This is a genomic window from Nonomuraea sp. NPDC049646 (assembly GCF_044465525.1).
Classification (GTDB): Bacteria; Actinomycetota; Actinomycetes; order Streptosporangiales; family Streptosporangiaceae; genus Nonomuraea.
The window spans coordinates 23,192-47,506 of sequence record NZ_JBITLU010000025.1 but is presented as its reverse complement, the minus strand read 5'-3'; the positions used below and the strand labels follow the sequence as shown (position 1 = coordinate 47,506).

21 protein-coding genes are annotated in these 24,315 nt (G+C 72.4%); 12 read left to right on the top strand and 9 right to left on the bottom strand.

Annotation, left to right across the window (positions count from 1 at the left end; all coding sequences use genetic code 11):
* The first annotated feature begins 175 nt into the window (after window positions 1–175).
* The 5 genes from ACIBQ8_RS46105 (at window position 176) to ACIBQ8_RS46085 (ending at window position 7,211) form a co-directional block, all read left to right on the top strand.
* Entirely contained in the window at window positions 176–3,238 is a 3,063-nt protein-coding gene (locus ACIBQ8_RS46105; protein WP_397195288.1) for a tetratricopeptide repeat protein, read from the top strand.
* 210 nt (window positions 3,239–3,448) lie between these two features.
* A complete protein-coding gene (locus tag ACIBQ8_RS46100; protein WP_352366027.1) occupies window positions 3,449–3,652 on the top strand; it encodes a hypothetical protein in 204 nt (67 codons plus the stop codon).
* Between the two features lie 529 nt (window positions 3,653–4,181).
* Window positions 4,182–4,721 carry a TlpA disulfide reductase family protein gene (locus ACIBQ8_RS46095; protein ID WP_397169371.1) on the top strand — a complete coding sequence of 180 codons (540 nt, stop codon included), beginning with the start codon at window positions 4,182–4,184 and terminating at the stop codon, window positions 4,719–4,721.
* Complete coding sequence (locus ACIBQ8_RS46090) at window positions 4,718–6,568, top strand: ABC transporter ATP-binding protein (protein WP_397195287.1); 1,851 nt, start codon at window positions 4,718–4,720, stop codon at window positions 6,566–6,568. The genes ACIBQ8_RS46095 and ACIBQ8_RS46090 overlap by 4 nt, the downstream gene beginning before the upstream one ends.
* A 16-nt stretch (window positions 6,569–6,584) precedes the next feature.
* Entirely contained in the window at window positions 6,585–7,211 is a 627-nt protein-coding gene (locus ACIBQ8_RS46085) for a S26 family signal peptidase (RefSeq protein ID WP_397169373.1), read from the top strand.
* Here ACIBQ8_RS46085 and ACIBQ8_RS46080 read toward each other — a convergent pair.
* The 3 genes from ACIBQ8_RS46080 to ACIBQ8_RS46070 form a co-directional block, all read right to left on the bottom strand.
* Window positions 7,147–7,362, bottom strand: coding sequence for a hypothetical protein (locus ACIBQ8_RS46080; protein WP_397169438.1), 216 nt, complete (start codon window positions 7,360–7,362; stop codon window positions 7,147–7,149). The two genes, ACIBQ8_RS46085 and ACIBQ8_RS46080, sit on opposite strands and share 65 nt — an antisense overlap.
* Entirely contained in the window at window positions 7,302–8,027 is a 726-nt protein-coding gene (locus ACIBQ8_RS46075) for a DJ-1/PfpI family protein (RefSeq protein WP_397195335.1), read from the bottom strand. Before ACIBQ8_RS46075 ends, ACIBQ8_RS46080 begins: the two co-directional genes overlap by 61 nt.
* A 744-nt stretch (window positions 8,028–8,771) precedes the next feature.
* Window positions 8,772–9,392 (bottom strand): TetR family transcriptional regulator, encoded by a 621-nt coding sequence (locus ACIBQ8_RS46070; RefSeq protein ID WP_397195286.1) that lies wholly within the window; start codon window positions 9,390–9,392, stop codon window positions 8,772–8,774.
* Window positions 9,393–9,466: 74 nt separating this feature from the next.
* Between ACIBQ8_RS46070 and ACIBQ8_RS46065 the strand changes: the two genes are divergently transcribed.
* Entirely contained in the window at window positions 9,467–10,408 is a 942-nt protein-coding gene (locus ACIBQ8_RS46065; protein ID WP_397169378.1) for an oxidoreductase, read from the top strand.
* Here ACIBQ8_RS46065 and ACIBQ8_RS46060 read toward each other — a convergent pair.
* On the bottom strand, window positions 10,405–10,668 hold the full coding sequence (locus ACIBQ8_RS46060) for a hypothetical protein (protein ID WP_397169379.1): 264 nt from the start codon (window positions 10,666–10,668) through the stop codon (window positions 10,405–10,407). The two genes, ACIBQ8_RS46065 and ACIBQ8_RS46060, sit on opposite strands and share 4 nt — an antisense overlap.
* Before the next feature lie 202 nt (window positions 10,669–10,870).
* Here ACIBQ8_RS46060 and ACIBQ8_RS46055 point away from each other — a divergent pair, with 202 nt between their 5' ends.
* Together ACIBQ8_RS46055 and ACIBQ8_RS46050 are read left to right on the top strand one after the other, a co-directional pair.
* The gene (locus tag ACIBQ8_RS46055) at window positions 10,871–11,221 is read left to right on the top strand and encodes a hypothetical protein (RefSeq protein WP_397169381.1); all 351 of its coding nucleotides are present in this window, start codon (window positions 10,871–10,873) and stop codon (window positions 11,219–11,221) included.
* 215 nt (window positions 11,222–11,436) lie between these two features.
* Entirely contained in the window at window positions 11,437–12,708 is a 1,272-nt protein-coding gene (locus tag ACIBQ8_RS46050; RefSeq protein ID WP_397195285.1) for a serine hydrolase domain-containing protein, read from the top strand.
* Window positions 12,709–12,776: 68 nt separating this feature from the next.
* On the opposite strand, the gene ACIBQ8_RS46045 is transcribed toward ACIBQ8_RS46050, so the two are convergent.
* Together ACIBQ8_RS46045 and ACIBQ8_RS46040 are read right to left on the bottom strand one after the other, a co-directional pair.
* Entirely contained in the window at window positions 12,777–13,430 is a 654-nt protein-coding gene (locus ACIBQ8_RS46045) for a response regulator (protein WP_397169384.1), read from the bottom strand.
* Entirely contained in the window at window positions 13,427–14,602 is a 1,176-nt protein-coding gene (locus ACIBQ8_RS46040; protein ID WP_397195284.1) for a sensor histidine kinase, read from the bottom strand. Before ACIBQ8_RS46040 ends, ACIBQ8_RS46045 begins: the two co-directional genes overlap by 4 nt.
* Window positions 14,603–14,732: 130 nt before the next feature.
* Between ACIBQ8_RS46040 and ACIBQ8_RS46035 the strand changes: the two genes are divergently transcribed.
* From ACIBQ8_RS46035 to ACIBQ8_RS46020, 4 genes are all read left to right on the top strand, one after another.
* Window positions 14,733–16,136, top strand: a complete 1,404-nt coding sequence (locus ACIBQ8_RS46035; RefSeq protein WP_397195283.1) for an MFS transporter — start codon at window positions 14,733–14,735, stop codon at window positions 16,134–16,136.
* Complete coding sequence (locus tag ACIBQ8_RS46030; RefSeq protein ID WP_397169388.1) at window positions 16,133–18,208, top strand: DPP IV N-terminal domain-containing protein; 2,076 nt, start codon at window positions 16,133–16,135, stop codon at window positions 18,206–18,208. Before ACIBQ8_RS46035 ends, ACIBQ8_RS46030 begins: the two co-directional genes overlap by 4 nt.
* A gap of 27 nt (window positions 18,209–18,235) precedes the next feature.
* The gene (locus tag ACIBQ8_RS46025; RefSeq protein WP_397195334.1) at window positions 18,236–18,538 is read left to right on the top strand and encodes a tyrosine-type recombinase/integrase; all 303 of its coding nucleotides are present in this window, start codon (window positions 18,236–18,238) and stop codon (window positions 18,536–18,538) included.
* A 169-nt stretch (window positions 18,539–18,707) separates the two neighbouring features.
* A complete protein-coding gene (locus tag ACIBQ8_RS46020) occupies window positions 18,708–18,968 on the top strand; it encodes a hypothetical protein (RefSeq protein WP_378789034.1) in 261 nt (86 codons plus the stop codon).
* A gap of 239 nt (window positions 18,969–19,207) precedes the next feature.
* Here ACIBQ8_RS46020 and ACIBQ8_RS46015 read toward each other — a convergent pair whose 3' ends face one another.
* From ACIBQ8_RS46015 to ACIBQ8_RS46005, 3 genes are all read right to left on the bottom strand, one after another.
* Window positions 19,208–20,809 (bottom strand): cellulose binding domain-containing protein, encoded by a 1,602-nt coding sequence (locus ACIBQ8_RS46015; RefSeq protein ID WP_397195282.1) that lies wholly within the window; start codon window positions 20,807–20,809, stop codon window positions 19,208–19,210.
* 303 nt (window positions 20,810–21,112) lie between these two features.
* Window positions 21,113–21,997 carry an ROK family protein gene (locus ACIBQ8_RS46010; RefSeq protein WP_397195281.1) on the bottom strand — a complete coding sequence of 295 codons (885 nt, stop codon included), beginning with the start codon at window positions 21,995–21,997 and terminating at the stop codon, window positions 21,113–21,115.
* The gene (locus tag ACIBQ8_RS46005; protein WP_397195280.1) at window positions 21,994–24,312 is read right to left on the bottom strand and encodes a glycosyl hydrolase 2 galactose-binding domain-containing protein; all 2,319 of its coding nucleotides are present in this window, start codon (window positions 24,310–24,312) and stop codon (window positions 21,994–21,996) included. Before ACIBQ8_RS46005 ends, ACIBQ8_RS46010 begins: the two co-directional genes overlap by 4 nt.
* Between the last annotated feature and the right edge of the window lie 3 nt (window positions 24,313–24,315).

The window sequence follows — 24,315 nt, the reverse complement described above, 5'->3', positions numbered from 1 at the left end:
GCCAATGGTTCCAGAGCCGTAACCAATCGGTAAGTCGGCCCGCGAACATTTCCCGCCCGGACACGAGAAGACGGAACAATCCTTGCGCCTCGTCACGGGAGGGGTGAAGCTCTTCGGGGCGAGCCGCCGCCGGGTCGCTCTCGAACTCCTCATCCTTCAGCGAGGGCAATGAGCAATGGAGAACCTGAGTGACGAACTGCGGCTGCGACGCGAACAGGCCGGCCTGACCCAGCAGGAACTCGCCGCCCGGTCCGGGGTGAGCGTCGCCGTGATCCGCGACGTCGAGCAGGGCCGCACGCGCCGCCCACGTGCCGAAACCCTGCGCCGCCTGTCGGACGTCCTCCCGCTGGTCATGTCCGGATCGGGCGCCCCCTTCCGCGGTCCGGCGTCGGCGGCGGTCTGGCTGCGGATATTGGGCCCGCTCGAAGTGCGGGAGCACGGATCGTTCGTCGCGTTGGGCGGTGAACGGCAGAGAGGCGTTCTCGGATTGCTCGCGTTGTCCGCGAACCAGGTCGTGCCGATGGAATCCATCGCCGACGCATTATGGGGTGACGCGGCCGGCGACGGTTGTGTGCGAGCGGTGCACGGCCATGTCAGCAAGCTGCGCCGCACATTGCATCACGGGACCCGGAACAAGAAACTCATCATTTGCCGTCAGCACGGCTATCAGCTGTCCGTGGCGGACGGCGACGTGGACGTCCTGGCATTCCGGCGGCTTCTTCGCCAGGCGCGCGAACATCGTGACAGGGCCGAGCTCGACGCGGCCGCGGTGTCGTTCGGGCAGGCGATGGACCTGTGGCGGGACAGCCCGCTGCTGGACGTCCCCGCGCTGCACAACCATCCGAAGGTGTCCGCGTTGAGCGCGGAGCGGGTGACGGCCGCGCTGGAGTTCGCGGAGGTGGCCGAGTCGCTCGGCCGGCACGAGCTCGTCCTGTCGCCGCTGCGTGCGATCACGCAGGTGGAACGGCTGCACGAACGGGCGCACGCGCGGCTGATGATCGCGCTGGCCGGCTGTGGCGAGCAGGCCGCCGCGCTGGAGGTGTTCGGCGGGATCAGCCGGCGGCTGGTCGACGACCTGGGGGTGTCCCCCGGCCCGGAACTCGTGGAGGCGCAGCTCCGCGTGCTCCGGCAGGGAGTGGACGGTGCCGTGGAGATCCGGACGTCCGGCACGCCGGCGGAGCCCGGCACCGGCGCGCCGACCGCTCCCCGCGAGCTGCCGCCCGTGGTGCCGGGTTTCGTCGGACGGACGGGGCTGATCGACGCGCTCGTGCGCGACGTGGTCGGCAGGCGTCCGCAGCCGATCCTGATCTCCGGCTGCGGCGGCATCGGCAAGTCGGCGCTGGCGGTCAAGGCCGCCTGGCAGGCCGCCCACCATTTTCCCGACGGGCAGTTCTACCTCAACCTGCACGGCTCGACGCCCGACCTCGAACCGCTGGAACCCCTGCGGTCCCTCGGTCGCCTGCTGCGGTCGCTCGGCGTGGACCGGGCCGCCGTCCCCACGGACGTCGACGAGGCCGCCGCCCAGTTCCGGTCCCGCACCGCCGGACGCCGCATGCTGTTCGTGTTCGACAACGTGCTGGACGTCAGGCAAGTACGCGCGCTGCTCCCGGCGAGCCCGACCTGCGGTGTCATCGTGACCAGCCGCAGGACGCTCGCCGCGCTGGAGGGCCGCGTCCCGTACGAGCTGGAGGTGCTGCCCGAGAAGGACTGCCGCGCCCTGCTGACCCGCCACGCCGCCGATCCCGCCACCGGTCCCGCCACTGGGCCGGACGACACCGAGGCCCAGAACGCCGTCGCCCGGCAGTGCGCCTACCTTCCGCTGGCGCTCTCGATCGCGGCCGCCCGGCTGTCGGTGCGGCCCGCCTGGACCTGGCGGACGCTGGCGGACAGGCTGGCCGAGGAGGGGCGGCGTCTCACGGAGCTGGAGCTGGAGGACCGCGCGGTCAGAGCCAGTCTCATGGTCGGCTACCGTGATCTCGACCCGGCGCAGGCCCGCATGTTCCGGTGCATGAGCCTGCTCGGCGTCACGGAGCTCGGCGTGGACACCGCCGCCGCCCTCGCCGGCCTCCCGGCCCCGACCGCCGAGGACCTGCTCGACCAGCTCACCGAGGCGCATCTGGTGCAGACCGCCGCCCCCGGACGCTATTGCGTGCACGATCTGGCCCGGCTCTTCGCCCGGGAGCTCGCCGCGGAGCACGACCCGCCGGAGGAGCGGCGGCGTGCCGTCCTGCGCGCGCTGCACAGCGGGCTGGCCGTCGCCAGAGACGCGAGCAGGCAGGTGATCCCCGTCGCCGTGTGGCGGACGACGCTGGGTCCGGCGACGACGTCCGGCGCGGGGCCGGGCTTCCGCGACCGGCAGGAGGTGTACGCGTGGGTCGACGCGGAGGCCGCGCAGCTTCCGGCGGTGCTGGGCAGCGCGGCGGCGCTGGGCGCCGACGACCTGGTCACCGCCCTGTCGGCGGCGCTGTTCTTCCCGCTGTACGAACGAGGGCGGTGGCGGGAGCTGTGGGAGGTCAGCGAGACGGGCGCCGCCGCGGCCGACCGCCTGGGCGTGCCCCACCACCGGGCGGTGACCCACGGCGACCTCGGATACGTGCTGGCCGACCTCGGCCGGCTGGACGACGCGCTGGTCCACCTGAAGGTGTCACTCGCACAACACCGGCAGACCGGCAACCGCCGGGGAGAGGCCGCCCAGCTCGACCGTCTGGGGGTCGTCTACAGCAGGCTGGGCCGGTTCGCGGAGGCCGTCGGCCACTTCCGCCTCTCGATCGACCTGGAGAGCGGCCAGGGCAACCGGTACGGCGAGGCGATCACGCTCACCAACCTCGGGCTCACCTACCTGCGCGGCGGCGACCCGGAGGCGGCCGTCACGGCCTTATGCGACGCCCTGTCCGTCACCCGCGAGATCGAGGACCTGGTGGGCACGGCCATCGCGCTCGGCTATCTCGCCGAGGCCCATCGGCGCATGGGCCGCCACCGGGAGTCCGAGCGTTACTTCCGGATGGCGCTGGACGCCGACCGCGCGGCCGACGACCTCGGCAGTTGCACGGAGGCGCGCCACTGGTGGGGCCTGGGCCTGGTCCATCGTGCGCTCGGGGCGGAGGATCGCGCCCGGGAGTGCCGGCGCAACGCCGTGACGATCCTGCACGACCTCCGGCTCATCAGCGCCGGCGAACGGTCCCGCATCGAGGCCGGCGACGACCCGGGCACGCCGGACGTCATCCTCAGGAACCTGTGAGCACGACGGCCGTACTCCTTCCCGTACCGGGAGCCGCATTCTGCCGCCGGGCCGCCGTCGTCCCAGGTCACCGCGCCTGCGAGGTGCGGGAATCCGCGTACCGGCGACCGCCACAAAATCGCAAGATCCGCCGTTCAGGATGGAGTGGTCCATCGAGGAACGGCCCGCCCGGGCCTCGCTGACGACCAGTTGGTGAAGGAGAGCGGAACCATGATCGCGACGATCACGAGAATCAGCGACCGCCTGCTGGAGCGGGTCGCGCCCAAGGCCGACGCGTCGGCGACCGCGGCCGGCTGCACGTGGCGGTACATGTGCTGCACCATGGGCGGCCAGGTCGTCTACGGCAAGAGGCTGTACGACCTCGTCCACGGCACGAACTGCGGCGCGTGCACGGTCATCTCCAGCTACTGCTAGCCGTTGAGCGCTTGTCCGCCCGGCCGGGGCGGGCAAGCGCGCTTTGATCTCCGCATCGAGGAAATCTGGTGGATTTTGTCGCTCTTGGCGGCCAGTGTCTGATCGGTGTCGTCTTCGCGATGTCGGCACTGAGCAAGATCCGCGGCCGCGCGGCCTACGCCGAGTTCGTACGGGCGACCGGAGCCCTGCTCACCGCCCTGCTGGGACACGGCACGGGCCCGCGGACCGCCCGCTGGGCGGCGGCCTTGGTCGTCGTGGCCGAGTCGGCCGTCCCGGTGCTTCGGGACGTCGCAGGCCCCTCTGGGACGACGCCACCTGGCCCGCAACCTCGGCCTCCTGGCGGTGGCCCTGACCCGCGGAGCCGCCCTCCCGCAGGCATGGTCACAGGCATGGTCGCAGCCGGCCGGCACGGCGGTCGCGGGCGGCGCGGGACTGGTGCTGGCCGTGCTCGTCAGCCGGCTGGACGACCTGGTCGAACTGTTCGTGTCCCCGGCGGCGAACGCCGGACCGGTGCCGAAAGGAGAACGTCATGTCGATGCTCGTCACCGGGATGATCCTGGTGGGGGCGCTGTGCCTCTTCGACCTGGTGCTGACGCTGGGAGTGGTCAGACGGCTGCGGGAGCACACCGATCAGCTGCGGAGCCTCATGTCCCACGGTGACCGTCCGCCGGGGAGGCTCCGCGGGAGCGTCGGCGACTTCCTGGCCACCACCGTCGACGGTGAGCCGGTCTCCCGCGACCTGCTGACGGGTGAGACCCTGGTCGCCTTCTTCAGCCCCGGCTGCACGACGTGCCGGGAGACGCTGCCGGAGTTCGTCGAGTTCGCCCGCGGCCTGCCAGGCGGGCGGCGGCAGGTCCTCGCCGTCCTGGCCGGTGACCGGGAGGACAGCGACGAGATGGTCCGCACGCTCACACCGGTGGCCCGCGTGACCGTGGAGGAGTTCGACGGCGAGCTCAGCCGGGCCTTCGCGGTCGACGGGTTCCCCGCGCACTACGTCGTCGACAGCACCGGCGCGCTGCTCGCCACCGCGCCCGACGTCGCCCTGCTGCGGGTCACGAGGGCTGCGTGAGCCGGGAGCCCCGGACATCCCCCGGCGCGTTCGCGGCCACCGCGGCGCGGGTCGTGGCGCTGACGTTCCGTTCGGCGCCCCTGCACGGCCTGGCGTACCTGGTGTGCACGGCGGCGGTCGCGGTGATCCCGATCGCGGTGGCCTGGCTGACGAAGGCCGTCCTGGACCGGTTGACGTCCGTGCCGGGCTCGCCGTCCGGGCTGGTGGGACCCGCGGCCGGGCTCGCGGCGGCGGGGATCGCGCTCGGGGTCGTGCCGCGCGTCGCCCAGTACCTGCGGGCCGAGATGGACCGCAGGGCCGCCCTCCGCGGGCACGACGAGCTGTTCGCGGCGGTCGAGCAGGTGGCGGGGGTCGCCAGGTTCGAGGATCCGCACTTCCAGGACCGGCTCCGGCTGGCCCAGCAGGGCGCGTCCGCGCCGGCCAGGACCGCCGACGCGGTGTTCGAGGTGGTGCGCGGGGCGCTCACCCTGGTCGGGTTCCTCGGCTCGCTGACCGTGATCAGCACGGGGTTCACCGTCGTCGTGCTGGCCGCCGCCGTCCCCACGGTGATCCTGGAGCTGCAGCTGTCCCGGCGGCGCGCCGCGATGATGTGGCGGATCGGCCCGACGGAGCGGCGGCAGATGTTGTACGGCGACCTGCTCGCCAGCGCGGCGGCGGCCAAGGAGATCCGGCTGTTCGGCCTCGGCCCCTATCTCCGCGGTCGGCTGGTCGCCGAGCGGCGCGCCGCCGACGAGGCCCGGCGGCGGACGGACCGGCGGGAGGTCGTCGTCCAGGGGGCGCTGGCGGCGCTGTCGGCGGTCATCGCCGGTGGCGGGCTGGTGTGGGTCGTCGTGGCCGCCGGGCGGGGGCAGGTGACGGTGGGCGACGTGTCGATGTTCGTGGCCGTGGTCGCCGGCCTGCAGGGGGCGCTCGGCGGGCTGATCACGTCGATGGCCGGGGCGCACCACCAAGTGCTCCTGTTCGGCCACTACGTCGCGGTGGTCGACGCTGGGCCGGACCTGCCCCCGCCGGACGACCCGGCGCCGCTGCCCGCGCTTCGCCGCGGCATCGAACTGCGCGACGTCTGGTTCCGCTACAGCGACGACCATCCGTGGGCGCTGCGCGGCGTCACCCTCTTCCTCCCCCACGGCGCTTCGACGGCGCTGGTCGGCCATAACGGCGCGGGCAAGAGCACGCTGGTCAAGCTGCTGTGCCGGTTCTACGACCCCACCCGGGGGGCGATCCTCTGGGACGGGGTGGACCTGCGCGACGTGCCCGTGGAGGAGTTGCGCCGCCGCGTCGGCGCGGTGCTCCAGGACTTCATGACCTACGACTTCAGCGCGGCCGACAACATCGCCATGGGCGACCTGACGGCGCTCGGCGACCTGGAACGCATCCGCGGCGCGGCCGTCCGGGCCGGGATCGACGGCACCCTGTCCCGCCTGCCCCACGGCTACGGGACGCTGCTGACCCGCCTGTTCTTCGCCGACGACGAGGCCGACGACCCCGGGAACGGGGTGATGTTGTCCGGCGGCCAGTGGCAGCGGGTGGCCCTCGCGCGGGCCTTCCTCCGCGAGGACCGGGACCTGATGATCCTCGACGAGCCGAACGCGGGCCTGGACCCCGAGGCCGAGCACGAGGTGCACGAGCGGCTGCGGAGGATGCGCGACGGCCGCAGCAGCCTGCTCATCTCCCACCGCCTCAACACGATCCGGGACGCCGACCTCATCGTCGTCCTGTCCGGCGGGCTGGTCGTCGAACAGGGGCGGCACGCCGACCTGCTCGCCGCCCGGGGCACGTACGCCCGGCTGTTCACCGTTCAGGCGGCCGGTTACGCCGAGGAGCCCGTGGAGCCGGTGACGCGATGAGTGGAGGGGAACGCCGTTGAGACCCGTCCTGGCACTGCTGGCGGCGGCGGGGTGCGTCCTCGGGGCGTCGGCCGCGGTCGCCGTCCGGCTGCGCCGTCGCTACCTCGTCATCACGGTGACGGGCGTGAGCATGGAGCCGGCGTTCCGCGACGGCGACCGGGTGCTGGTCCGGCGGGCGTCCCTGGACGCGGTCCGGCGCGGCCGGGTGGTGCTGCTCGTCGGCAGCCTCACGGAGATGTGGCCGGAGATGGCGGCCGAGGCCGCGCTCACCCCCGACCCCCGCGCGCCGTCGGACCGACCGGTGAACGGCCGGAAGCCGGCCGGACGGCCCGTCGCGGCGCGGGAACCCGCGGACGAGCCGTTCCGGGTGGTCAAGCGCGTGACCGCCGTGGCTGGTGACCCGGTTCCCCGCGAGATCGCCTCCTTGCCGCACGCTCCCGGTCGGGTCGTGCCCGACGGATGCCTGGTCGTGCTCGGCGACAACGCGGCGGCCTCGCGCGACTCGCGGCACTTCGGCTACGTGCCGGCGGAATGGCTGCTCGGCGTGGTGGTACGGCGCATCACCCCGGCGCCCGAGGTCAGGCAGGAGGACGGCGGACGCGGGGCACGGGCCGGCACGCCTCGGCCGCCGGCCGCTTCCTGAGCATCCGGCCCTGGTCGAGGAACGAGCGGCCGCGCTCGCGGCGGTCGCCCGGCAGGCTCCGGTCGTTCAGCGCCCGCTCGACCCGTACGCTCAGCCGGTCGCCCGCTCCTGCCGCGCTCCCGACCAGCACCACGTTCTCCTGCCACTCCATGGCCGGGCCGTGCCCGCGGTTGAGGAACCGGTGGACGGCCGCTGGCGCTGAGAAAGATCTTGAGTGCAGAGAGCTGAGGCTGTTCTTGGTTGCAAGCTTTCCTTGGCTCGTTGATGAGTTCGGTGGCGTGGGCGTGGCGCAGCTGGTGAATGTCGATCTCGACGTGCGCGGCGGTGCAGTAGGTCTGCCGGCGGTGGTGGGCGGCGTCGTAGGACAGCGGTCCGCCGCGGCCGTTGACGCTGGCCCGGAACTGCCGCCCTTGCCATGGATGCGGACGCGTTCGTCGTCCATGCGTCGAGATCCTCCACGTAGAGACCGCAGACCTCGGAGGCGCGCGCGCCGCAGACGTAGGCGGTCTCGAACAGCACCCGTACGTGCGGGAATCGGGCGGCCAGCCGTCCGGCCTCGTACCAGTGCGTGGTGGCCCGGCGGTTGTCGAGCAACCCGGCCGCGGCCAGCACGGTCGCCCCCGTGCACACGGACGCGACCCGCCGCGACAGCCCGGCGAGCCGCATGACCTGACTCACGAACCGAGGGTTGGCGGCGGCGGTCTCATGCCCCTGGCCGCCCGAGACGATCAGGGTGTCGATGGGGCCGCCCATCGTGTCGATCCGTCCCTGGCCGGGCAGCTCCAGCCCGGAGTCGCATCGTACGGGCCGGCCCATCGGAGTCGCGCGCGCTGCCGAAGTTCCACGAATGGGCCGCAGCGCGCCGGAAGCAGTGGACGACTGCTGCATCACCTCAGGCTTTCGCACGACGACGGTCACGCTGTGGGCTTCAGCAGGGTCGCGTCCACGGATGCGGTGTATGAGGCGCCCTGTATCTGCAGGTTAAGCGGACAGTGTCTGCGGGATCGGGGCCGGGCACGAGCTCAAAGGGCGCCGTCACCGCAGCGCCGCCGCGCGGTCACCGAGGCCGCCAGGACCCTCAAGATCGACCGCCAGGTCGAGTTTGGGCACTTCCTCCCATATCGCGCCCCTGGGGCGCTCTCCTTGCACGTCATGCATGTAGGTGAGGAGATGGCGAGCAGGCCTGCGGCCACGGCGCGGTAAGGGCGGCCGGTTCGGGCAGCACCGGCCAGGCGGCTGTCTGGGCGGCGGCCAGCCGGTCGCGTAGTTCCCGCACCTGTTCGGCCTCGCGCTCACTTGCGGCCCGGGCGGTGTGAGCTTGCTGTTCGGCGGCCACGGCGCGCTCGCGCTGGAGATCGCGCTCGGTGCCGGCCTGGCGCAGCTCCACTTCGGCGTGGGCCTGCAGCCGCGCGGCGGCCGCGGCCTCCTGTGCTGCTTCAAAGTCGTCGCAGGGGGGCTTGACCTGCAGATCGGCCTAAGGTGCCGGCTCAGGCAAGATCGGTCAGCGACCACCCGATCACGAGGAGCGGTCCCACGAGCGGCCCCGGCCGGCCCGGCCTGCTACCCAAGCCCTTCCGGCACGACGGCGTCCAGTGCCGGCGCGATGACGGCGAAGGCCTGGTCCATCAAGGCGGCCGGGCCTTCGACGCCGTCGCTCTCGCTCCACCGCTGCAGCACGGCGTCGAAGGCGGTCAGCGCCGTCCCGGCGGCCAGTCGCGGGTAGAGATGTCGCTCCAGGGAGAGGTCCAGCCGGCGGGCCAGCTCGGCCGCCAGGTCGTCGCGCCACTGCGCCTGGCGCTCCAGGAAGCGGGCGAGGAGGGCGGGCGTGCCCAGGATCAGCTGCACGACGCGCAGCGCCCGGTCGGCGTGGCCGGCGCAGGCGTCGACGGAGACCCGGACGGCGTGCCGCAGCGCGACCGAGGGCGGTTCCTCGGCCGGCCGGGCCGCCAGCTCCGCGCGCATGCCGTCGCCCAGCTCGGCCAAGAACTGGACGACCACGTCTTCCTTCGAGGCGAAATAGCGAAAGAACGTCCGCCTGGAGACGCCCGCGGCGGCCACGATCTCGTCGACCGTGACCGCGTCGAACCCCTTCCGGGTCAGCAGATTCAGCGCCGCCCGGGTCAGCTCGTCCGCGACGAGTTGGCGTTTGCGCTGGGCCAGGCTCACTTCGGGGTGCGGCACGAGCCCATGGTACACACCATTGACACTAAGACGCGAGCTTGACACTCAGTGCCATTGAGGGCAACGTGTGCCGCATGACCAAGCAGGAGTCCTGGACCACCGGGCACATTCCCGACCAGACCAAGCGGGTGTTCGTCGTCACCGGCGCCACCAGCGGCCTCGGCCTGGCGACCACCCGGGCGCTCGCCCGCAAGAACGCGCACGTCATCCTCGCGGTACGCGACGATGCCAAGGCCCGCCGGACGGTCGGGAGGATCACCGCCGAGCACCCGGGCGCCCACCTGGAGGTGCGCCGGCTGGACCTGGCCGACCTGGACTCGGTCCGCGCCTTCGCCGACGGGTTGCGCTCCGACCACGCACGGCTGGACGTGCTGCTCAACAACGCCGGCGTGATGGCGCCGCCCCGGACGCTCAGCGCGCAGGGCCACGAGTTGCAGTTCGCGGTCAATCACCTGGCCCACTTCGCCCTCACCGGCCTGCTGCTCGACCTCCTGGCCGAGGGCGACGACCCCCGCGTGGTCACGGTCAGCTCCGCCAACCACCGGCAGGGGCGGCTGTTCTACGACGACCTGTCCGGCGAGCGTACGTACGCGCCCATGGCGTATTACAACCAGTCGAAGTTCGCCAACGCCGTCTTCGGCCGGGAGCTGCACCGCAGGCTGGCCGCGGCGGGCAGCCCGGTGCGCAGCATGCTCGCCCACCCCGGCTACACCGCCACGAACCTGCAGACCAGCGCGCCGGTCGGCATGGTGAAACTGCTGTACGGCCGCGTCCTCGCCCCGCTCGCCCAGTCCCCGGACCAGGGCGCACTGCCCCAGCTGTACGCGGCGACCGCGCCGGACGCCGCCGACGGGCAGTTCTACGGGCCGGACGGACTGGCCGAGCTGCGCGGCGCGCCGAAACGGGTGCAGCTGTCCCCGGCCGCCGCCGACGCCGAGACCGGCCGCCGACTGTGGGAGCTGTCGGAACGGCTGACCGCCGTACGGTTCGCGCTTCCGTCCGCCGGCTCAGCCTAGAAGCGGCGGACCGGGGGCGGCCGGTGCACCTCGCGCCGCCAGACCGACCCACCGCCCGCCAAGCGGGGCCCGCGCAGGTCCGCCACGTGGGGTCGCACGCCCGGCGAGTTCGCCGCCTTACCCGCCGAGCGGCGGGCTGAGCCGCACAACTCCACCCGCGCCCAGCAGAACCAGGCAGTGCTCACCACCCTCCAGATCATCACCTCGCTCGGCGTGGTCGTCGGCCTGATCTTCACCGGGCTGGGCCTGATCCAGACCACGAAGTCTCTTCGAAGCGGCGCGCGAGGAGCAGCGAAACGCCCGGCCGAGCGGGGCGTCCCTGACGTCCGCGATGGCCGGATGAGGATCGCTTGGCAGGCGTTCCAAGCGGTTACAACCCGGTTCGAAGGGGCGTGGCGGAGACTGCCGCTCCATGCGTGTTCCCGTTGTACTCCAGCACAGCATGGTCGAATGCGGCGCCGCGTGTCTGGCCTTGTCACCGGCGACGCCGCTCCGAGGCGGTCCGGCCGCCTCGACCGGCTGCTCGATGCGGTCCGGCACGGCCGGGCCCTGTTGCGGCCCCCGCGCGAGTGGCCGCTCCGGACGTGCGGAGAGGTGATCTGGCGTACGGCGGTGACCGCGGCGCCCGCCAGGCGCATCCAGCCGGCCGCGTTCGCGAGCAGGCGCTCCGGGACGCCCTGGCTCACGCAGCCCGAGGGGTCCTCGAAGGTCAGCAGCTCCCGGCGGGTGGCGGCGACGAGCCGCCTGATCATGACCCCCACCTCGGACGCCTCCACCACCAGAGCCGGCGGGCGAACGCCGCGCGCCGCGTAGAAGGCCGACTCCGCCAGGGCGTTCGGGTTCATCGCGAGCCTGCCGCCCCGGGCGAACCTCCAGCAGGTCACCACCATGCCCACCGGCCAGCCCAGCTGACCGTCCCGGCCGCCGCGCTCGAACGCCCACCAAAGTACGGTCCTGCCGTGCCGAAGGTCGGCTTCGCCCGCCATCTCCTTGATCGGGCACGGGAGGGCGGCCGAGACTCGGTCGCCATGGAAGAGATGCTGACCGAGGCCGCTCGCCGCCTGGGTGTCACCGGCGCGCAGGTCGCCGTGCTCGCCGACGGCGAGTTGCGTGAGACCGCCACCGGGGTCGCCAACGCCGAGCTGGGCACGCCGATGGACCCCCGCACGCTGATCCAGATCGGTTCGACGACCAAGCTGCACACCGCGGTGCTGGTGATGACGCTGGTCGACGAGGGCGTGCTGGACCTGGACGCGCCGGTCGTACGCCGGCTGCCGGAGCTGCGGCTGTCCGACGCCGCCGCCACCGAGTCGGTGACGGCCCGTCACCTGCTGTCCATGACCAGCGGGATCGACAACGGGTTCTACGACGACCCGGCCGACTACCTGGCGACGCTGTCCGGCATGCCGATGCTGTTCGCCCCGGGTGAGGGCTACTCCTACAGCAACGCCTCCACCGTCGTCTCGGGCGCGCTGGTGGCGCGACTGACCGGGTCGAGCTGGGACGAGGCGTTGCGGCGCAGGGTGTTCGAGCCGCTGGGGCTGCGCGAGAGCCTGACGTCGTGGGAGGAGCTGCCGTACCACCGGGTCGCGGTCGGGCACGCGCCCGACGGGTCGGTGGTGCGGCCGTGGACGTTCTCGCGCGCCTCGGGGCCCGCGGGGAGCACGTTGTGCTCCACGGCCGCCGATCTGGTCAGGTTCGGCGAGCTGTTCGTACGGGCGGGGGCCGGTGTGCTGTCGGCGGAGGCGTGCGCCGCCATGCAGGCGCCGCAGGTGTCGCTGCCGACCAGGAGGTTCGCCGACCGCTGGTGCCTGGGGCCCTACCAGCGCGATCTCGGGGGAACGACCGTGCTCGGTCACAGCGGGACGAACCTGGGCGGCTCCTCGACGCTGCTGTGGGTGCCGTCCACCGGCGTGATCGTCGCGGTGGTGTGCAACAGCCCGCACGCGGGATACCCGCTGGCGGCCGCCGTGACCCGCGAGCTCCTGGGAGCCGGTCCCGTGGACGTGGAGCCGGCGACGCGGCTCACCGCCGACGCGGGCCCGTACGAGGGCCGGTACGCCGCCTGCGACCTGCGCTACGAGGTGACCTCGGTGGACGGGGTGCTGACGATCACGCTGGAGGACGTGGCCTCGGGCGCCGTCAGCCCGCCGGTGGCGCTGCTGCCGCTGGACGAGCACCGGTTCCTGCCCGAGCAGGACCTGTCGGGCGGGCGGGGCTGGGATCTGGCGTTCGTGGTCCAGGACGGCCGGGCGGTACGCCTGCTCAACGGCGGCTTCGCCGCCCGCCGCATCGCCTGAGCCCAGGCCCGGCCGACCGGCCCGGCGTCGCGGGCTCCGGCTCGCCCGAACAGCCCGGCGTCGCGGGCTCAGGCCCGGCCGACCAGCCCGGCGTCGTGGGCCAGCAGCGCGGCCTGGGTGCGGTTGGCGCAGCCGAGCTTGCCGAGCAGCCGTGACACATAGCCCTTGACCGTCGTCTCGCTGAGGTAGAGCCTGCTGCCCGTCTGGGAGTTGGACAGCCCTTCGGCCAGGCAGACCAGCACCTCGGTCTCGCGCTCGGTCAGGCTGTCGACCAGTCGCCTGGCGGCCTGCCTCGCGGGCTCGGCGGGGGCGAAGGCCGCCACCAGCCGCCTGGTCAGCTCGGGCGAGACGACGGCGTGCCCGTCGGCGGCGACCCTGACGATGCCGGTCATGTCCTCGGGGTCGGTGTCCTTGAGCAGGAAGCCCACCGCGCCCGCGCGCAGCGCCCGGACCGCGTACTCGTCGAGGTCGAACGTGGTCAGGATGATGATCTTCGGTGGGCGCGGCAGCCGGCAGGCGCGCTCGGTCGCCGTCAGGCCGTCGACGCCGGGCATCCTGATGTCCATCAGCACGACGTCCGGCGCCAGCCGGACGATCGCCTCGACGGCCTCGGCGCCGTCGTGCGCCTCGCCGACCACCTCGATGTCGGTGGCGCGGGACAGGATCGCTCGCAGGTGGGCGCAGACCATCCGCTCGTCGTCCACGAGCAGGACCCTGATCATCGGGCGCTTCCCCTCCCCCTTCCGAGCAGTTGTCCGGGCAGTTGTCCGGGCAGTCTGGACGGCAGTGTCGCCAGCACCTCGAATCCTCCCGTCTCGGTCGGCCCGGCGGCGAACGCGCCGCCGACCAGTTCCACCCGCTGCCGCAGGCCGAGCAGCCCGGTGCCGGACGACGGCAGGCCCAGGCGCATCGGCTCGGCGCGCGCCGGGTCGGCCGGATGGTTGCGCACCTCGACGCGGACCCCGCCGTCCCGAGGGCTCAGCCGGACGGAGACCGGCGCGCCCGGCGCGTGCTTGCGCACGTTGGTCAGCGCCTCCTGCACCACCCGGTAGGCGGTACGGCCGAGCGGCGCCGACAGCTCGATCCGCTCGTCCTGGCTCAGCGACACCGGCAGCCCCGACTCGGCGACCAGGCGGGAGACGTCGAGCAGCGTCGGCGGCGGGGCGAGATCGGCCGGTTGCCGGTCGTGCAGCACCCCGACAACCTCGCGCAGCTCGCCGAGCGCGCGCCGGCCGGTGGCGCGCAGCTCCTCGGCGGCCGCACGCACCTCGGGCGTGGGCGCGGCCATCCGCAGCGAGCCGGCCTGCAGCACCATCAGGCTGACGTGGTGGGTGACCACGTCGTGCATCTCGCGGGCCAGCCGCGTGCGTTCCTCCAGCCTGGCCTGCTCGACCAGCAACCGCTGCTCGCGTTCGGCGCGTTCGGCGCGTTCGGCGAGCGCGGTGTTGAGCCGCCGCTGGCTGTCGGCGTAGAGGCCGAGCAGCGTCGCGGGGATCACCACCAGGCCGCAGATCGCGACGAGGTTCAGGGCCGTGGCGAGGTCGGGCGCCTCCCACAGGTGGCTCAGGACGACCAGCGCCAGCCCGGCCACCGCCACGAGCAGCCGCCGGTCGCCGCGGTGGGCGCCGAGCGAGTACAGCGCGAACGGCATCGCCACCGGCACCTCGACGAAGCCGAGCGGGATCATCGCCAGCGCGACGGCGAGGGGGAAGCGCCGCCGGCCGAGCAGCGCGACCGCGGCCACGGCCTGCACCCACACCCCCTGCCAGGGCACGTCGGGCACCAGCGCCATCGGCACCGCGCCGCTGATGGCCAGATCGCTGCCGACGCCCACCACGCCCACGGCCGTGGCGAGCGCGACGTCCCCCGACAGCCTTCTGACCCGCGCGTTCATACCGCCACGCTACCGATCCGCGCAGGCCGGCCGGATCCGACGAAAGTAGGATGCCGGCGCCTACGATCCCCACGGGACAGCCCCCGTTCGGCGCTCGTGCGGGCCTGCCCTGCCGCGTGATCCTCGATGCGTGAACGATCTTCCAGGCGAACACGCCTCCCTGACCAGGCAGGACGCTCGCGCGATCCTGGGCGTCACCGGCAAGGAGGGCGACGCCGCTCCCCTGCTGCGCACGCTCAGGGAGCACGGCGTCGGCCTGTCGTTCCTGGTCGCGCTGACCGTGCTGGCCGTGGTGGACAACTTCCAGACCCAGGTGTTCGGCGTGCTCGCGCCCGAGATCGCCGCCTCGCTCGGGATGGACGCGGGCTCGCTGTCGGGGATCGTCGCCGCTCAGGGCGTTGCGACGGGGCTCGCCCCGTTCGCGGTGGCGGCCCTGCTGCGCCGCCACCCCCATCGGGTGCGGCTGGCGGTGGGCACCGGGTTCGCCTGGAGCCTGACCACGCTGTTCACCGGGTCGGTGGCCGGCCCTGTCTCGCTGGCCGTGCTGATGCTGGTCAACGGGGCCACCACCGGCACGGTGGCGGTGCTGCATCCGCCGCTTCTCGTGGACGCCTACCCGCCGCCCGCCCGCATGCGGGTCATGTCGCTGTACTCGGCCTCGTCGCCGCTGGCCGGCGTCCTCGCGCCGCTGGTCGTGGCGGGACTGGTGTCGTGGCTCGGCATGGACTGGCGGGCGGTGTTCGCGACGCTCGGCGGGCTGTCGCTGGCGGCCTGCCTGTACGCGCTGCGGCTGCGCGAGCCCGTGCTGGGCCGCTGGGACGTGGCCGAGCTCCAGGCCAGATCGGGCAGCGCCGTACCGGCCGCGGACGCGGGGACGGCGGAGTTCGGCGGGTTCCGGGCGGCGTTCGCGCGGACTCTGCGCATCCCGACCGTCCGCCGGATGTGCGTCGGCTTCACCGCGGTAGGGGCGCTGGCCGCGCCGTACGGGGTGGTGGTCTCGACCCTGCTGGAGCAGGAGTACGCGCTCACGCCCGGCCAGCGCGGGCTGTTCACCGGCGCCGCCGCGGCGGTCTCCATCGCGGCGCTGGCCGCCTTCGGGACCAGGGCGGAGGCGGCCTACCGGGCGGGTCCGGCGCGGTTCATGGCCCTGTCGGGCGCGGCGCTGGCCGCGGCGGCCACGGCGTTCGCCCTGTCCTCGGTGGTGCCCGTGCTGTGGGTGATGCTGGCCCTGCTGGCGCTGGGCCAGGCCTTCCTCGCGGTGATCGGGCCGTGCCTGTTCATCAGCGCCCTCTCGGTCGTACGGCCCGCCGACCGTCCGCACGCCATGGCCGCGCTCGGTCTGATCATCGCGGCCGGCGGCCTGGTGGGCGCCGGGCTGCTGGCCCTGGCGACCGCCTTCCTCGACCTGCGCGGCGCGCTGCTGTTGCTGCTCGTCCCCGCGGTCCTCGGGTCGTGGTTCATCGCGACCATCCGCAAGACCCTCATGGGCGATCTCGACGCCCTCATCGACCACGCGATCGGAGAAGCCAAGTGATCGACGCCTATCGCCGCGCCGAGGCGCTGCACGTCTCGCGGGAGGCGAAGCTCGTGCACCGCTCGGCCGTGACGCCCGTCTGGGAGGAGGACTCCTTCTGGTACCTGGTGAGCACCCCCGAAGGCCCCCGCCAGGTCAGGGTCTTCCCCGAACGGAAGGAACGGGTGGAGGGCCCGGCCCCGGCCGCCGAGCCGGTGCTCCCGCCCGAGCTCACCGGCGCCCAGTCCTCGCCCGACGGCCGTTTCACCGTGACCTGCGAGGCCGGCGACCTGCTGGTGAACGGTACGCGCGTCACCCGCGACGGCGAGCCCGGCCACGCCTACGGCCTGCCGAGCGACCAGAACCGGATGCCGATCGTCGCCGCCCAGCAGGGCATGACCACGCCCCCGCTGCTGGCCTGGGCGCCCGACGGCCGCCGGTTCGTCACCCACCGCGTGGACCAGCGGCACGTGCCCACGCTGACGATCACGCAGTCGTGCCCCCCGGGCGGCGGCCGTCCGCTGGCGCACACCCTGCACTACGAGATGCCCGGCGACCCGCTGCCGACGGTCACGCACGCGATCTTCGACGCGGAGACGGGCGAGCGGGTCGACGTCGCGCTCGGACCGCTGCCGTTCACGCACGACGCCCCGCTCAACCTCGACCGGATCTGGTGGGAGGACGACGACACGCTGTGGCTGCTGCACTGCACCCGCGGCAACCGGGGAGCCGTACTCCACCGCGTCGACGCCAGGACCGGTCGCGCGGAGGTCGTCCTGGAGGAGCACGCCGAGACGGTGGTGGCAACGGCCCCGACGATCGTCGTCCCGCCCCTCGTGCGCACCCGCGGCGAGGAGGTGCTGTGGTACTCCGACCGGTCGGGCTGGGGCCACCTGTACCTGTACCGGGGCGGCGAGCTCGCGAACGCCGTCACCACCGGGGAATGGCTCGTCCGCGAGCTGCTTCAGGTCGACTGGACGGCCAGGCAGGTGCTGTTCCTGTCGGGCGGGCACGGGTCGAACCCCTACGACCGCCGCCTGTGCCGCGCGGACCTGGACGGGGGCGAGGTCACCGTGCTCACCCACGAGGACGCCGACCACCAGGTCCACGTCTCCCCCGACGGCCGCTGGCTCGTCGACACCTACGCCACGCCCGGCACGCCGAGCGTCACCGTGCTGCGCGACGCCGCCGGAGCGCTCGTCATGGAGCTGGAGCAGGCCGACCTCAGCCTGCTGGAGAAGGCCGGGTGGCGGGCGCCCGAACGCTTCACCGTCAAGGCCGCCGACGGCGTCACCGACGTCCACGGGCTGCTGTTCCTGCCGGGCGACTTCGACCCGGGCAAGCGGTATCCCGTCCTCGACTCGATCTACAACGGGCCGCAGATCACCCGGCAACTGCGCACCACCCTGCGCGGCTACACGCTCGACCCGTGGCTGCTCGATCCGGCGGGCGGCGCGCCGTCGCTGGCCGCGCTCGGCATGGCCGTCGTGGTGCTGGACGGGCGCGGCACGCCGTACCGGGGGAAGGCGTTCCAGGACGTCTCGTACGGCGACCCGGCGGTGACGGCCGGGCTGGAGGACCACGTGGCGGCGATCACGCAGCTCGCCGCCGAACGGCCCTACCTCGATCTGGAGCGGGTGGGGATCACCGGGCACTCCGGCGGCGGCGCGGCCACGGCCAGAGCGATGCTGACCCATCCCGGCTTCTTCCACGTGGGCGTCGCCTCGGCGGGCGACTACGAGCACGACGGCTACTACGCCGTCTGGGGCGAGACGTACCAGGGGCCGCCGCCGCAGGACTACGCCGCGGGCTCGATGCTGCCGCACGCCGGCGCGCTCGCCGGCAAGCTGCTGATCATCTTCGGCGAGATGGACGACAACTGCCATCCCGGCCTGTCGCTGCGGCTGGTCAACGCGCTGGTCGAGGCCGATGCCGACTTCGAGATGCTCATGGTGCCCAACGCCGCCCACGGCTACCTGCACGCGGAGGCGCACGTGCTGCGCCGTACCTGGGACTTCCTCACCCGCCACCTGATCGGCGCCGAGCCGCCCGCCGGATACCGCATCGACCCGACCTTCGGAGCCGCCGCATGAGCGCCGCCCTTCCCGACCTGCTCCCCGATCTGCGGGCCGATCTCCACGCGCTGGCCGGCGAGCACGGCGTCACCGGCGCGGTCCTCGCCTTCACCGCCGGCTCCACCGGCGACGCGGAGGTGGCCGCCGCCGCGACGGGAGTCCTCAACGCCCTTCGGGCCGCACGTCCTGCGCCACACCTTCGCCACCCAGCTCATCCGCGACGGCAAAGACCCCGTCCTGGTCGCCGAACTCCTCGGCCACGGCTCTCTGGACACCACCCGCCGCTACGCCCTGCCGACCGAAGCCGACAAGGCCGCCGCCCTGGACGCGCTCATCACCGACCACTGACCAGAACAACAAACCGGTTCGGAGCGGGTGCCGCGATTGTTTACTCCCGTATCCCAGCCCGGCTGGAGGGCACCACGTCCGCGCCACGGTAGGCGAATGTGGAGGGCAACTGCCTACAGAGTTCGACCCTGGGCAGGCCCCATGCGGATACTGGTGAAAGGAGCCGGCCGTGCCTGAGAATGTCGCACTGATCATTCGATTCCACCTGATGAGCGGCGAAGACGTCTCCGTGATCAGCGGGGACTTCGACGGAGAGCCGGAGGCGGTGACGGCGATCGCTCGTGCTGTGGACGAGCGGCGCAGCCTGGTGTTGATGCGAGCGAGATATGATCGCGAAGCCGACGTGAACGGCATAGTCATCAACCTCGCCAACGTGGTGTCGGCGCGTGTGTCGAAGACAGACAGCGCCGAGGCGGGCCAGTACCTGTAGCAGCGAGCCTCCCGGTCAAACCGCGTACGCCGAAATCGAACGGGCAACGTCACAGGTCATAGGCGTCGCTGCCCCTTTCTCTCGTACTTGGTCTGCCCCCCATCATGCGCAGGTTGCCAGGAGCTCCGTCGTCATGATGGCTTGCCGCCGTTGGGCGACCCACCCCATCATGCGCCGCTCTCCCTGGGATCTTCGCGTTGACGGTGAAGACCCCAGGGAAGCGGCAGCATCCCCGACGTCTACCTCGCCACCGCACAGGGGATGGCGTTGAGGGTGAAGGTCGCGGGAACGCCGTTGGTGCCCTGGGCCGAGGAACCGTTGAGGCCGAAGCTCACCGTGCCGCCGGCCGGGATGGTCGCCGTCCAGGATTCGTTGGTCGCGGTGACCTGCCGGCCCGACTGCGTGGCCTTGGCGTTCCAGACGCTGTTGATCGTCTGAGCGGCCGGGAAGGCGAACCGCAAAGTCCAGCCGTTGATCGCAACGGCGCTGTTGTTGCGGATCGTCACCTCGGCGTTGAAGCTCGACCCCCAGTCGGACAGCCCGTACGAGACCGTGCAAGCCGAGGTCGTGGGAGTGGGGCTCGACGTCGGGGTGACCGTCGGGGACGGGCTCCCGGTCGGGGTGACCGTCGGCGAAGGGCCGGGGCCGTTCCTGGCGGCCTGGCGGTCGGAATGGGCGCGGAAGGCGGCCAGTTCGGGAGCGCCCTGGGCGACGCCGAACTTGCCGTCGACCTGCCGGTCCTGGTACCACCAGAACCCCGTCCCGTCACCGCCCTCCGCCTCGAAGGTCTGGAAGATCTCGTTCCACCACTGCGTGCGGTCCACGTTGTGCACGTTGAACTCACCCAGGTAGAACGGCTTGCCGATGACGTCGTGCGACTCGCGGATCCAGGTGCGCACCAGCGCCTGGGTCTCCTCGATGCTCAGATCGGCCCAGTCCTCGGTCGGGTAGGGGTGCGCCGAGGTGAAGTCGATGTAGGGCGACTGGTGGATGTAGACGAAGGGGTTGCCCTCGTCGCCGCCGAAGCCGAACCGCGTCTCGTGCGCCTCCAGGCCGGTGCCGAGCAGGTGGTTAGCGTCGATGCCCTTGATGAAGGCGCCCATCTCGTCGACCCACTTGCGCAGGGTGTGGCCGGACTTGTTCTCCTCGGGGCTGACGTCCTGGTAGCGCGGCTCGTTCATCAGCTCCCAGGCGACGATGGCCGGCTCGTCCTTGTACTTCACGCCGCTGTAGTGGTTGGTCCGGTTGAGCACGTAGCTGACGTAGTTCTTGTAGGAGGTGAAGCAGCCGGCACAGCGCGTCTTGTCGAAGAAGGCCGCGCGGCCGGGGTGCCCACCGGACATGCCCTCCCACCGGAGCCGGGTGTCGATGCCGCCGTAGGCCTCCCAGTAGTTCTCGAAGACGGGCAGCAGCTTGACGCCGTGCCGCTTGGCCGACTCGATGACGTAGTCGAACAGGGCGAACTGCTGTTCGTTGTAGACGCCTTTCTCGGTTTCGAAGCCGTGCCAGCTCTCGTGGTTGAACAGCCAGGTGCGCAGCACGGTCACCTTGTCCGCCTGAAGGCGGGTGAAATGGGCGTCGATGCGGGCCTTGTCCATGTACTGCGTCTCGGTGTCGCCCGAGGCGCTGCCGTACGTGAAGAGGTCGTAGGTGTTGGCGCCGGCGAAGAAGAAGGTCTTGCCGTCGAGACAGAAGTGCACGCCGCAGCGATAGGCGAACCCGGGCGGAGCGGCGGCGGCCGCGGAGGGCCGAAGCGCGAGGAATCCGGCTCCCGCGACGACCAGAGCGATGACCGCGGCCCACACGATGGGGCCGCGTGCTACAGGGGGGTGGGCGTTCATACCTCCAGTGAAATTCTTAACCAGTTAAGTTTCAAGAGGCCAGGCTGATTCAATGCGATATTCGCGCGCCCCTTCTGGAGCGATCCAAATTAAGCTCGACCCAAAACGCATCGCCATCGAATCAGACTCTGACGCGCCCATGAAAAGAAGGGTCCCCTGAAGGACAACTGCCGCTTCTATCTGCACCGACTCCTTCAAGTACCAGATAATTCCGGGATATCGACCATTGAGTTCAGCCTCTTCTCCAGCGCGGATCACACCGAGCCTGAATTCGTCGGCAGAATAACCGCGCGGACGGCATTGTCAGAACTTCCCATCACCTCCACGCGGGCTGCGGGTGCCGTCGGTGGCGTGTTCACTCGCGGGCGTGACGGTCCCGGCGTCGGTCTGCCAGTTCCCTGCCGTCGGGGCGGCGGGTTTCATGGTGTGCTCCTTGGCGGGTTCAGGACGAGAGCGGCGCCCCCGAGCAGTCCGGCGTCGCGGCCCAGGCGCGTGGGCTCCGCCCGCAGGCGGCGGAGGAAGCCGAATCCGGCGTTCTCCTTCACCGCCCGCCTGAGCGGGCCGAACAGAGCCGGCCCTGCGGCGGCCACGCCCTCCGATGACGACGTGGTCGAGGTCCAGCAGGACGGCTGAGCTGAGGATGCCGATGGCGAGCGCCCTCGCCGCGCGTTCGAAGGCCCGGGTGGCGATGACGTCCCCGGCCGCCGCGCCCGCCGCCAGGTGCTTGGCGTCAGGCCCGTCCCAGCCCTGGTCGCGGGCCCAGGCTGCCATGTTGGGACCGCTGGCGTAGAGCTCGACGCAGCCGGTCGCGCCACACGGGCAGGGCGGTCCCTCGGGGTCCGCGGCGAGGTGGCCGATGTGCCCGGCGTTGCCGGTCGGCCCGGTGTACGGCAGGCCGTCCAGGACGATGCCGCCGCCCACGCCCGTCGAGACCACCAGGCCGAGCATCGCGCGTGCGGTACCGGAGCCGCCGCGCCACCACTCCCCCAGGGCCATGCACTGGGCGTCGCCGGCCAGGCGCGCCGCACGCTCGGGCAGCCTCTCCTCCACCGTCTTGACGAGCGGGAAGTCCCGCCAGCTCGGGATGTTGACCGGGCTGACGGTGCCCGCGGCCGGGTCGAGCGGCCCGGACGAGACGGCCGCCGCGGCGAACTTGGTGCCGCCGAGATCCAGCGCCGGCACGGTCATGGTCTCGCCTCGTTGACGCAGCGCAGGACCGGGTGGCCGACCAGTGCGGCCGGGTCCAGCTCGCGTTCGGTGGCCACGTGGAAGGTGATCGACTCGCCGGGCAGGAGCGTGACGAGCTGCTCGTCCACGGTGGCCGCCGGGTCGAGCCGGTCGGGGAAGAGCGCCAGTTCCCGCAGCAGGGTCCGGGCGGTGACGGTGACCGCCACCCCGTCCGGCTCCGCCGTCACGCGCGTCTCGTAGGCGGCGGCCGGCAGTCCGGCCCGGGGGTCCTCGGCGAAGAAGTGCAGCCTGCGCTGCTCACCCAGGGTGATCGCCACCAGGTCGGCGTCCGGGCCGTCGAGCAGCGGGACCACGGCCGTGGACCGCGCCGGCACCTCGACGGCGACACTGCCCTTGGCCAGCGTCCGGCCGTCGAGGGTCAGCCGGTGTTGCTCCAGCTCGCCGGACCAGACCTCGGCCGAGTCGTTGACCACGACGACTTCGCCCTCACGCACGGTGAGCAGCCGGTCGGCGTAGACGCGGCGCAACGCGTACCACAGCGGCTTGCGCCGCCCGCCGCCGTCCACCGCCGCCCACGACACGACCGGCCAGCAGTCGTTGAGCTGCCACACGATCGTGCCCATGCAGACGGGCAGTTGCGCGCGGAAGTGCTCGATGCCGAACGCGACCGCGCGCGCCTGGTTGACCTGGGTGAGATAGTGCCAGTCGTCGGAGTCGCGCGGCTGCGGCAGGTGCTCGCCCAGGCCGCGCAGCAACTTCTGCTCGCCGTCGATCGCCTTCTGGTGCCCGGCCGGCGGCTCCTGCGTGCTGCCCTGGCGCAACGTCGCGTACGTGGGCGGCCCCTGGAAGCCGAACTCGGCGACGAAGCGCGGCCGGTAGGTGGCGTAGCGGGTGTAGTCCTCGCGGTTCCAGACGTCCCAGATGTGGATCGTGCCGCGCGCCGGGTCGTTCGGCGGCAGCTCCGGAGCGCCCGAGTAGGGACTGCCCGGCCAGTACGGGCGGGTCGGGTCGAGCTCGGCGACCACCTTGGGCAGCAGGTCGAAGTAGAAACCGGCGCCCCACGACAGCTCGCCCAGCTTCTCCCGCCAGCCCCAGTCCGCGTGGCCCTCGATGTTCTCGTTGTTGCCGCACCACAGCACCAGGCTCGGCCGGGCGCTGAGCCGCGCCACCTGCTCGCGCGCCTCGGCCTCGACCTCGCTCGCGAACGGCTCCTCCTCCGGGTAGGCCGCGCAGGCGAACGGGAAGTCCTGCCACACCAGCAGGCCGAGCTCGTCGGTCAGGTCGTAGAAGTCGTCGCTCTCGTAGCGGCCGCCGCCCCAGACCCGCACCAGGTTGACGTTGGCCTCGACGGCCTGGGTCAGCCGGGTGGCCAGCCGGTCGCGCGTCAGCCTGGAGGGGAAGCAGTCGTCGGGGATCCAGTTGACGCCGCGCACCGCGACCGGCGTGCCGTTGACCTGGAGGGCGAACGCGCCGCCGGTCTGGTCGAGGCGCACGTCGCGAAAGCCGATCCGCTTGCGCACGACCTGCTCGCCCAGGCGCACGGTCAGGTCGTAGCGGTACGGCTCGCCGTACCCGCGGGGCCACCACAGCCGCGGCTCGGGCACCTGGAGTCGCAGCACGCCCTCCCCCGCGACCTCGGCGAAGACCGTCACCCCGGCCACCTCGGCGCAGACCGTGCCCGCGCCCGCCACGACGACGTGCACCTCGACCCGGCCGTCGCCGTGCACCAGCGGCCGGACCTGCGCCAGCCGCGCCCCGCTCCAGCTCTCCAGCCCGATCGGCTGCCAGATGCCCGAGGTGACCAGCGTGGGCCCCCAGTCCCAGCCGAAGTTGCAGGCCATCTTCCTGATGAACTGGTACGGCTCGGCATAGGCCCCCGGCCGCTCGCCCAGCTCGGCCCGTCTCGCCTCGGCGTAGCCGTACGGCGAGGCGAACCGCACCTGGAGCGTGTTGACCCCCTCGACCAGCAGGTGCCGCACCGGGAAGCGGTAGGAGCGGTGCTGGTTGGCCGTGCCGCCCACCTCGACGCCGTTGAGCGTGATCGTGGCTACGGTGTCAAGCCCCGCGCAGACCAGGTCGGTGTGCTCGTGCCCGTCGCCGGCCCAGGTGAACTCGGTCCGGTAGAGCCAGTCCGTGCGGCCGATCCACCCCAGCCGGTCCTCGTTGTCGTCGAGGTAGGGGTCCTCGATCAGTCCCGCGGCCAGCAGGTCGGTGTGCACGCAGCCGGGTACGGCGGCGGGCACGCCGGTGATCCGGACGTCCTCCGAGACGGCCGAGAGGGTCCAGCCGTCGTGCAGCGGACGGTGAGTGCTCAACGT

Coding starts and splice junctions, on each gene's coding strand:
- ACIBQ8_RS46095 (WP_397169371.1), top strand. CDS start 4,182: ATGTCGATGCTCGTCACCGGGATGATCCTGGTGGGGGCGCTGTGCCTC.
- ACIBQ8_RS46065 (WP_397169378.1), top strand. CDS start 9,467: ATGACCAAGCAGGAGTCCTGGACCACCGGGCACATTCCCGACCAGACC.
- ACIBQ8_RS46075 (WP_397195335.1), bottom strand. CDS start 8,027: ATGGGCCGGCCCGTACGATGCGACTCCGGGCTGGAGCTGCCCGGCCAG.
- ACIBQ8_RS46010 (WP_397195281.1), bottom strand. CDS start 21,997: ATGACCGTGCCGGCGCTGGATCTCGGCGGCACCAAGTTCGCCGCGGCG.
- ACIBQ8_RS46050 (WP_397195285.1), top strand. CDS start 11,437: ATGGAAGAGATGCTGACCGAGGCCGCTCGCCGCCTGGGTGTCACCGGC.
- ACIBQ8_RS46105 (WP_397195288.1), top strand. CDS start 176: ATGGAGAACCTGAGTGACGAACTGCGGCTGCGACGCGAACAGGCCGGC.
- ACIBQ8_RS46045 (WP_397169384.1), bottom strand. CDS start 13,430: ATGATCAGGGTCCTGCTCGTGGACGACGAGCGGATGGTCTGCGCCCAC.
- ACIBQ8_RS46040 (WP_397195284.1), bottom strand. CDS start 14,602: ATGAACGCGCGGGTCAGAAGGCTGTCGGGGGACGTCGCGCTCGCCACG.
- ACIBQ8_RS46080 (WP_397169438.1), bottom strand. CDS start 7,362: ATGGAGTGGCAGGAGAACGTGGTGCTGGTCGGGAGCGCGGCAGGAGCG.
- ACIBQ8_RS46015 (WP_397195282.1), bottom strand. CDS start 20,809: ATGAACGCCCACCCCCCTGTAGCACGCGGCCCCATCGTGTGGGCCGCG.
- ACIBQ8_RS46100 (WP_352366027.1), top strand. CDS start 3,449: ATGATCGCGACGATCACGAGAATCAGCGACCGCCTGCTGGAGCGGGTC.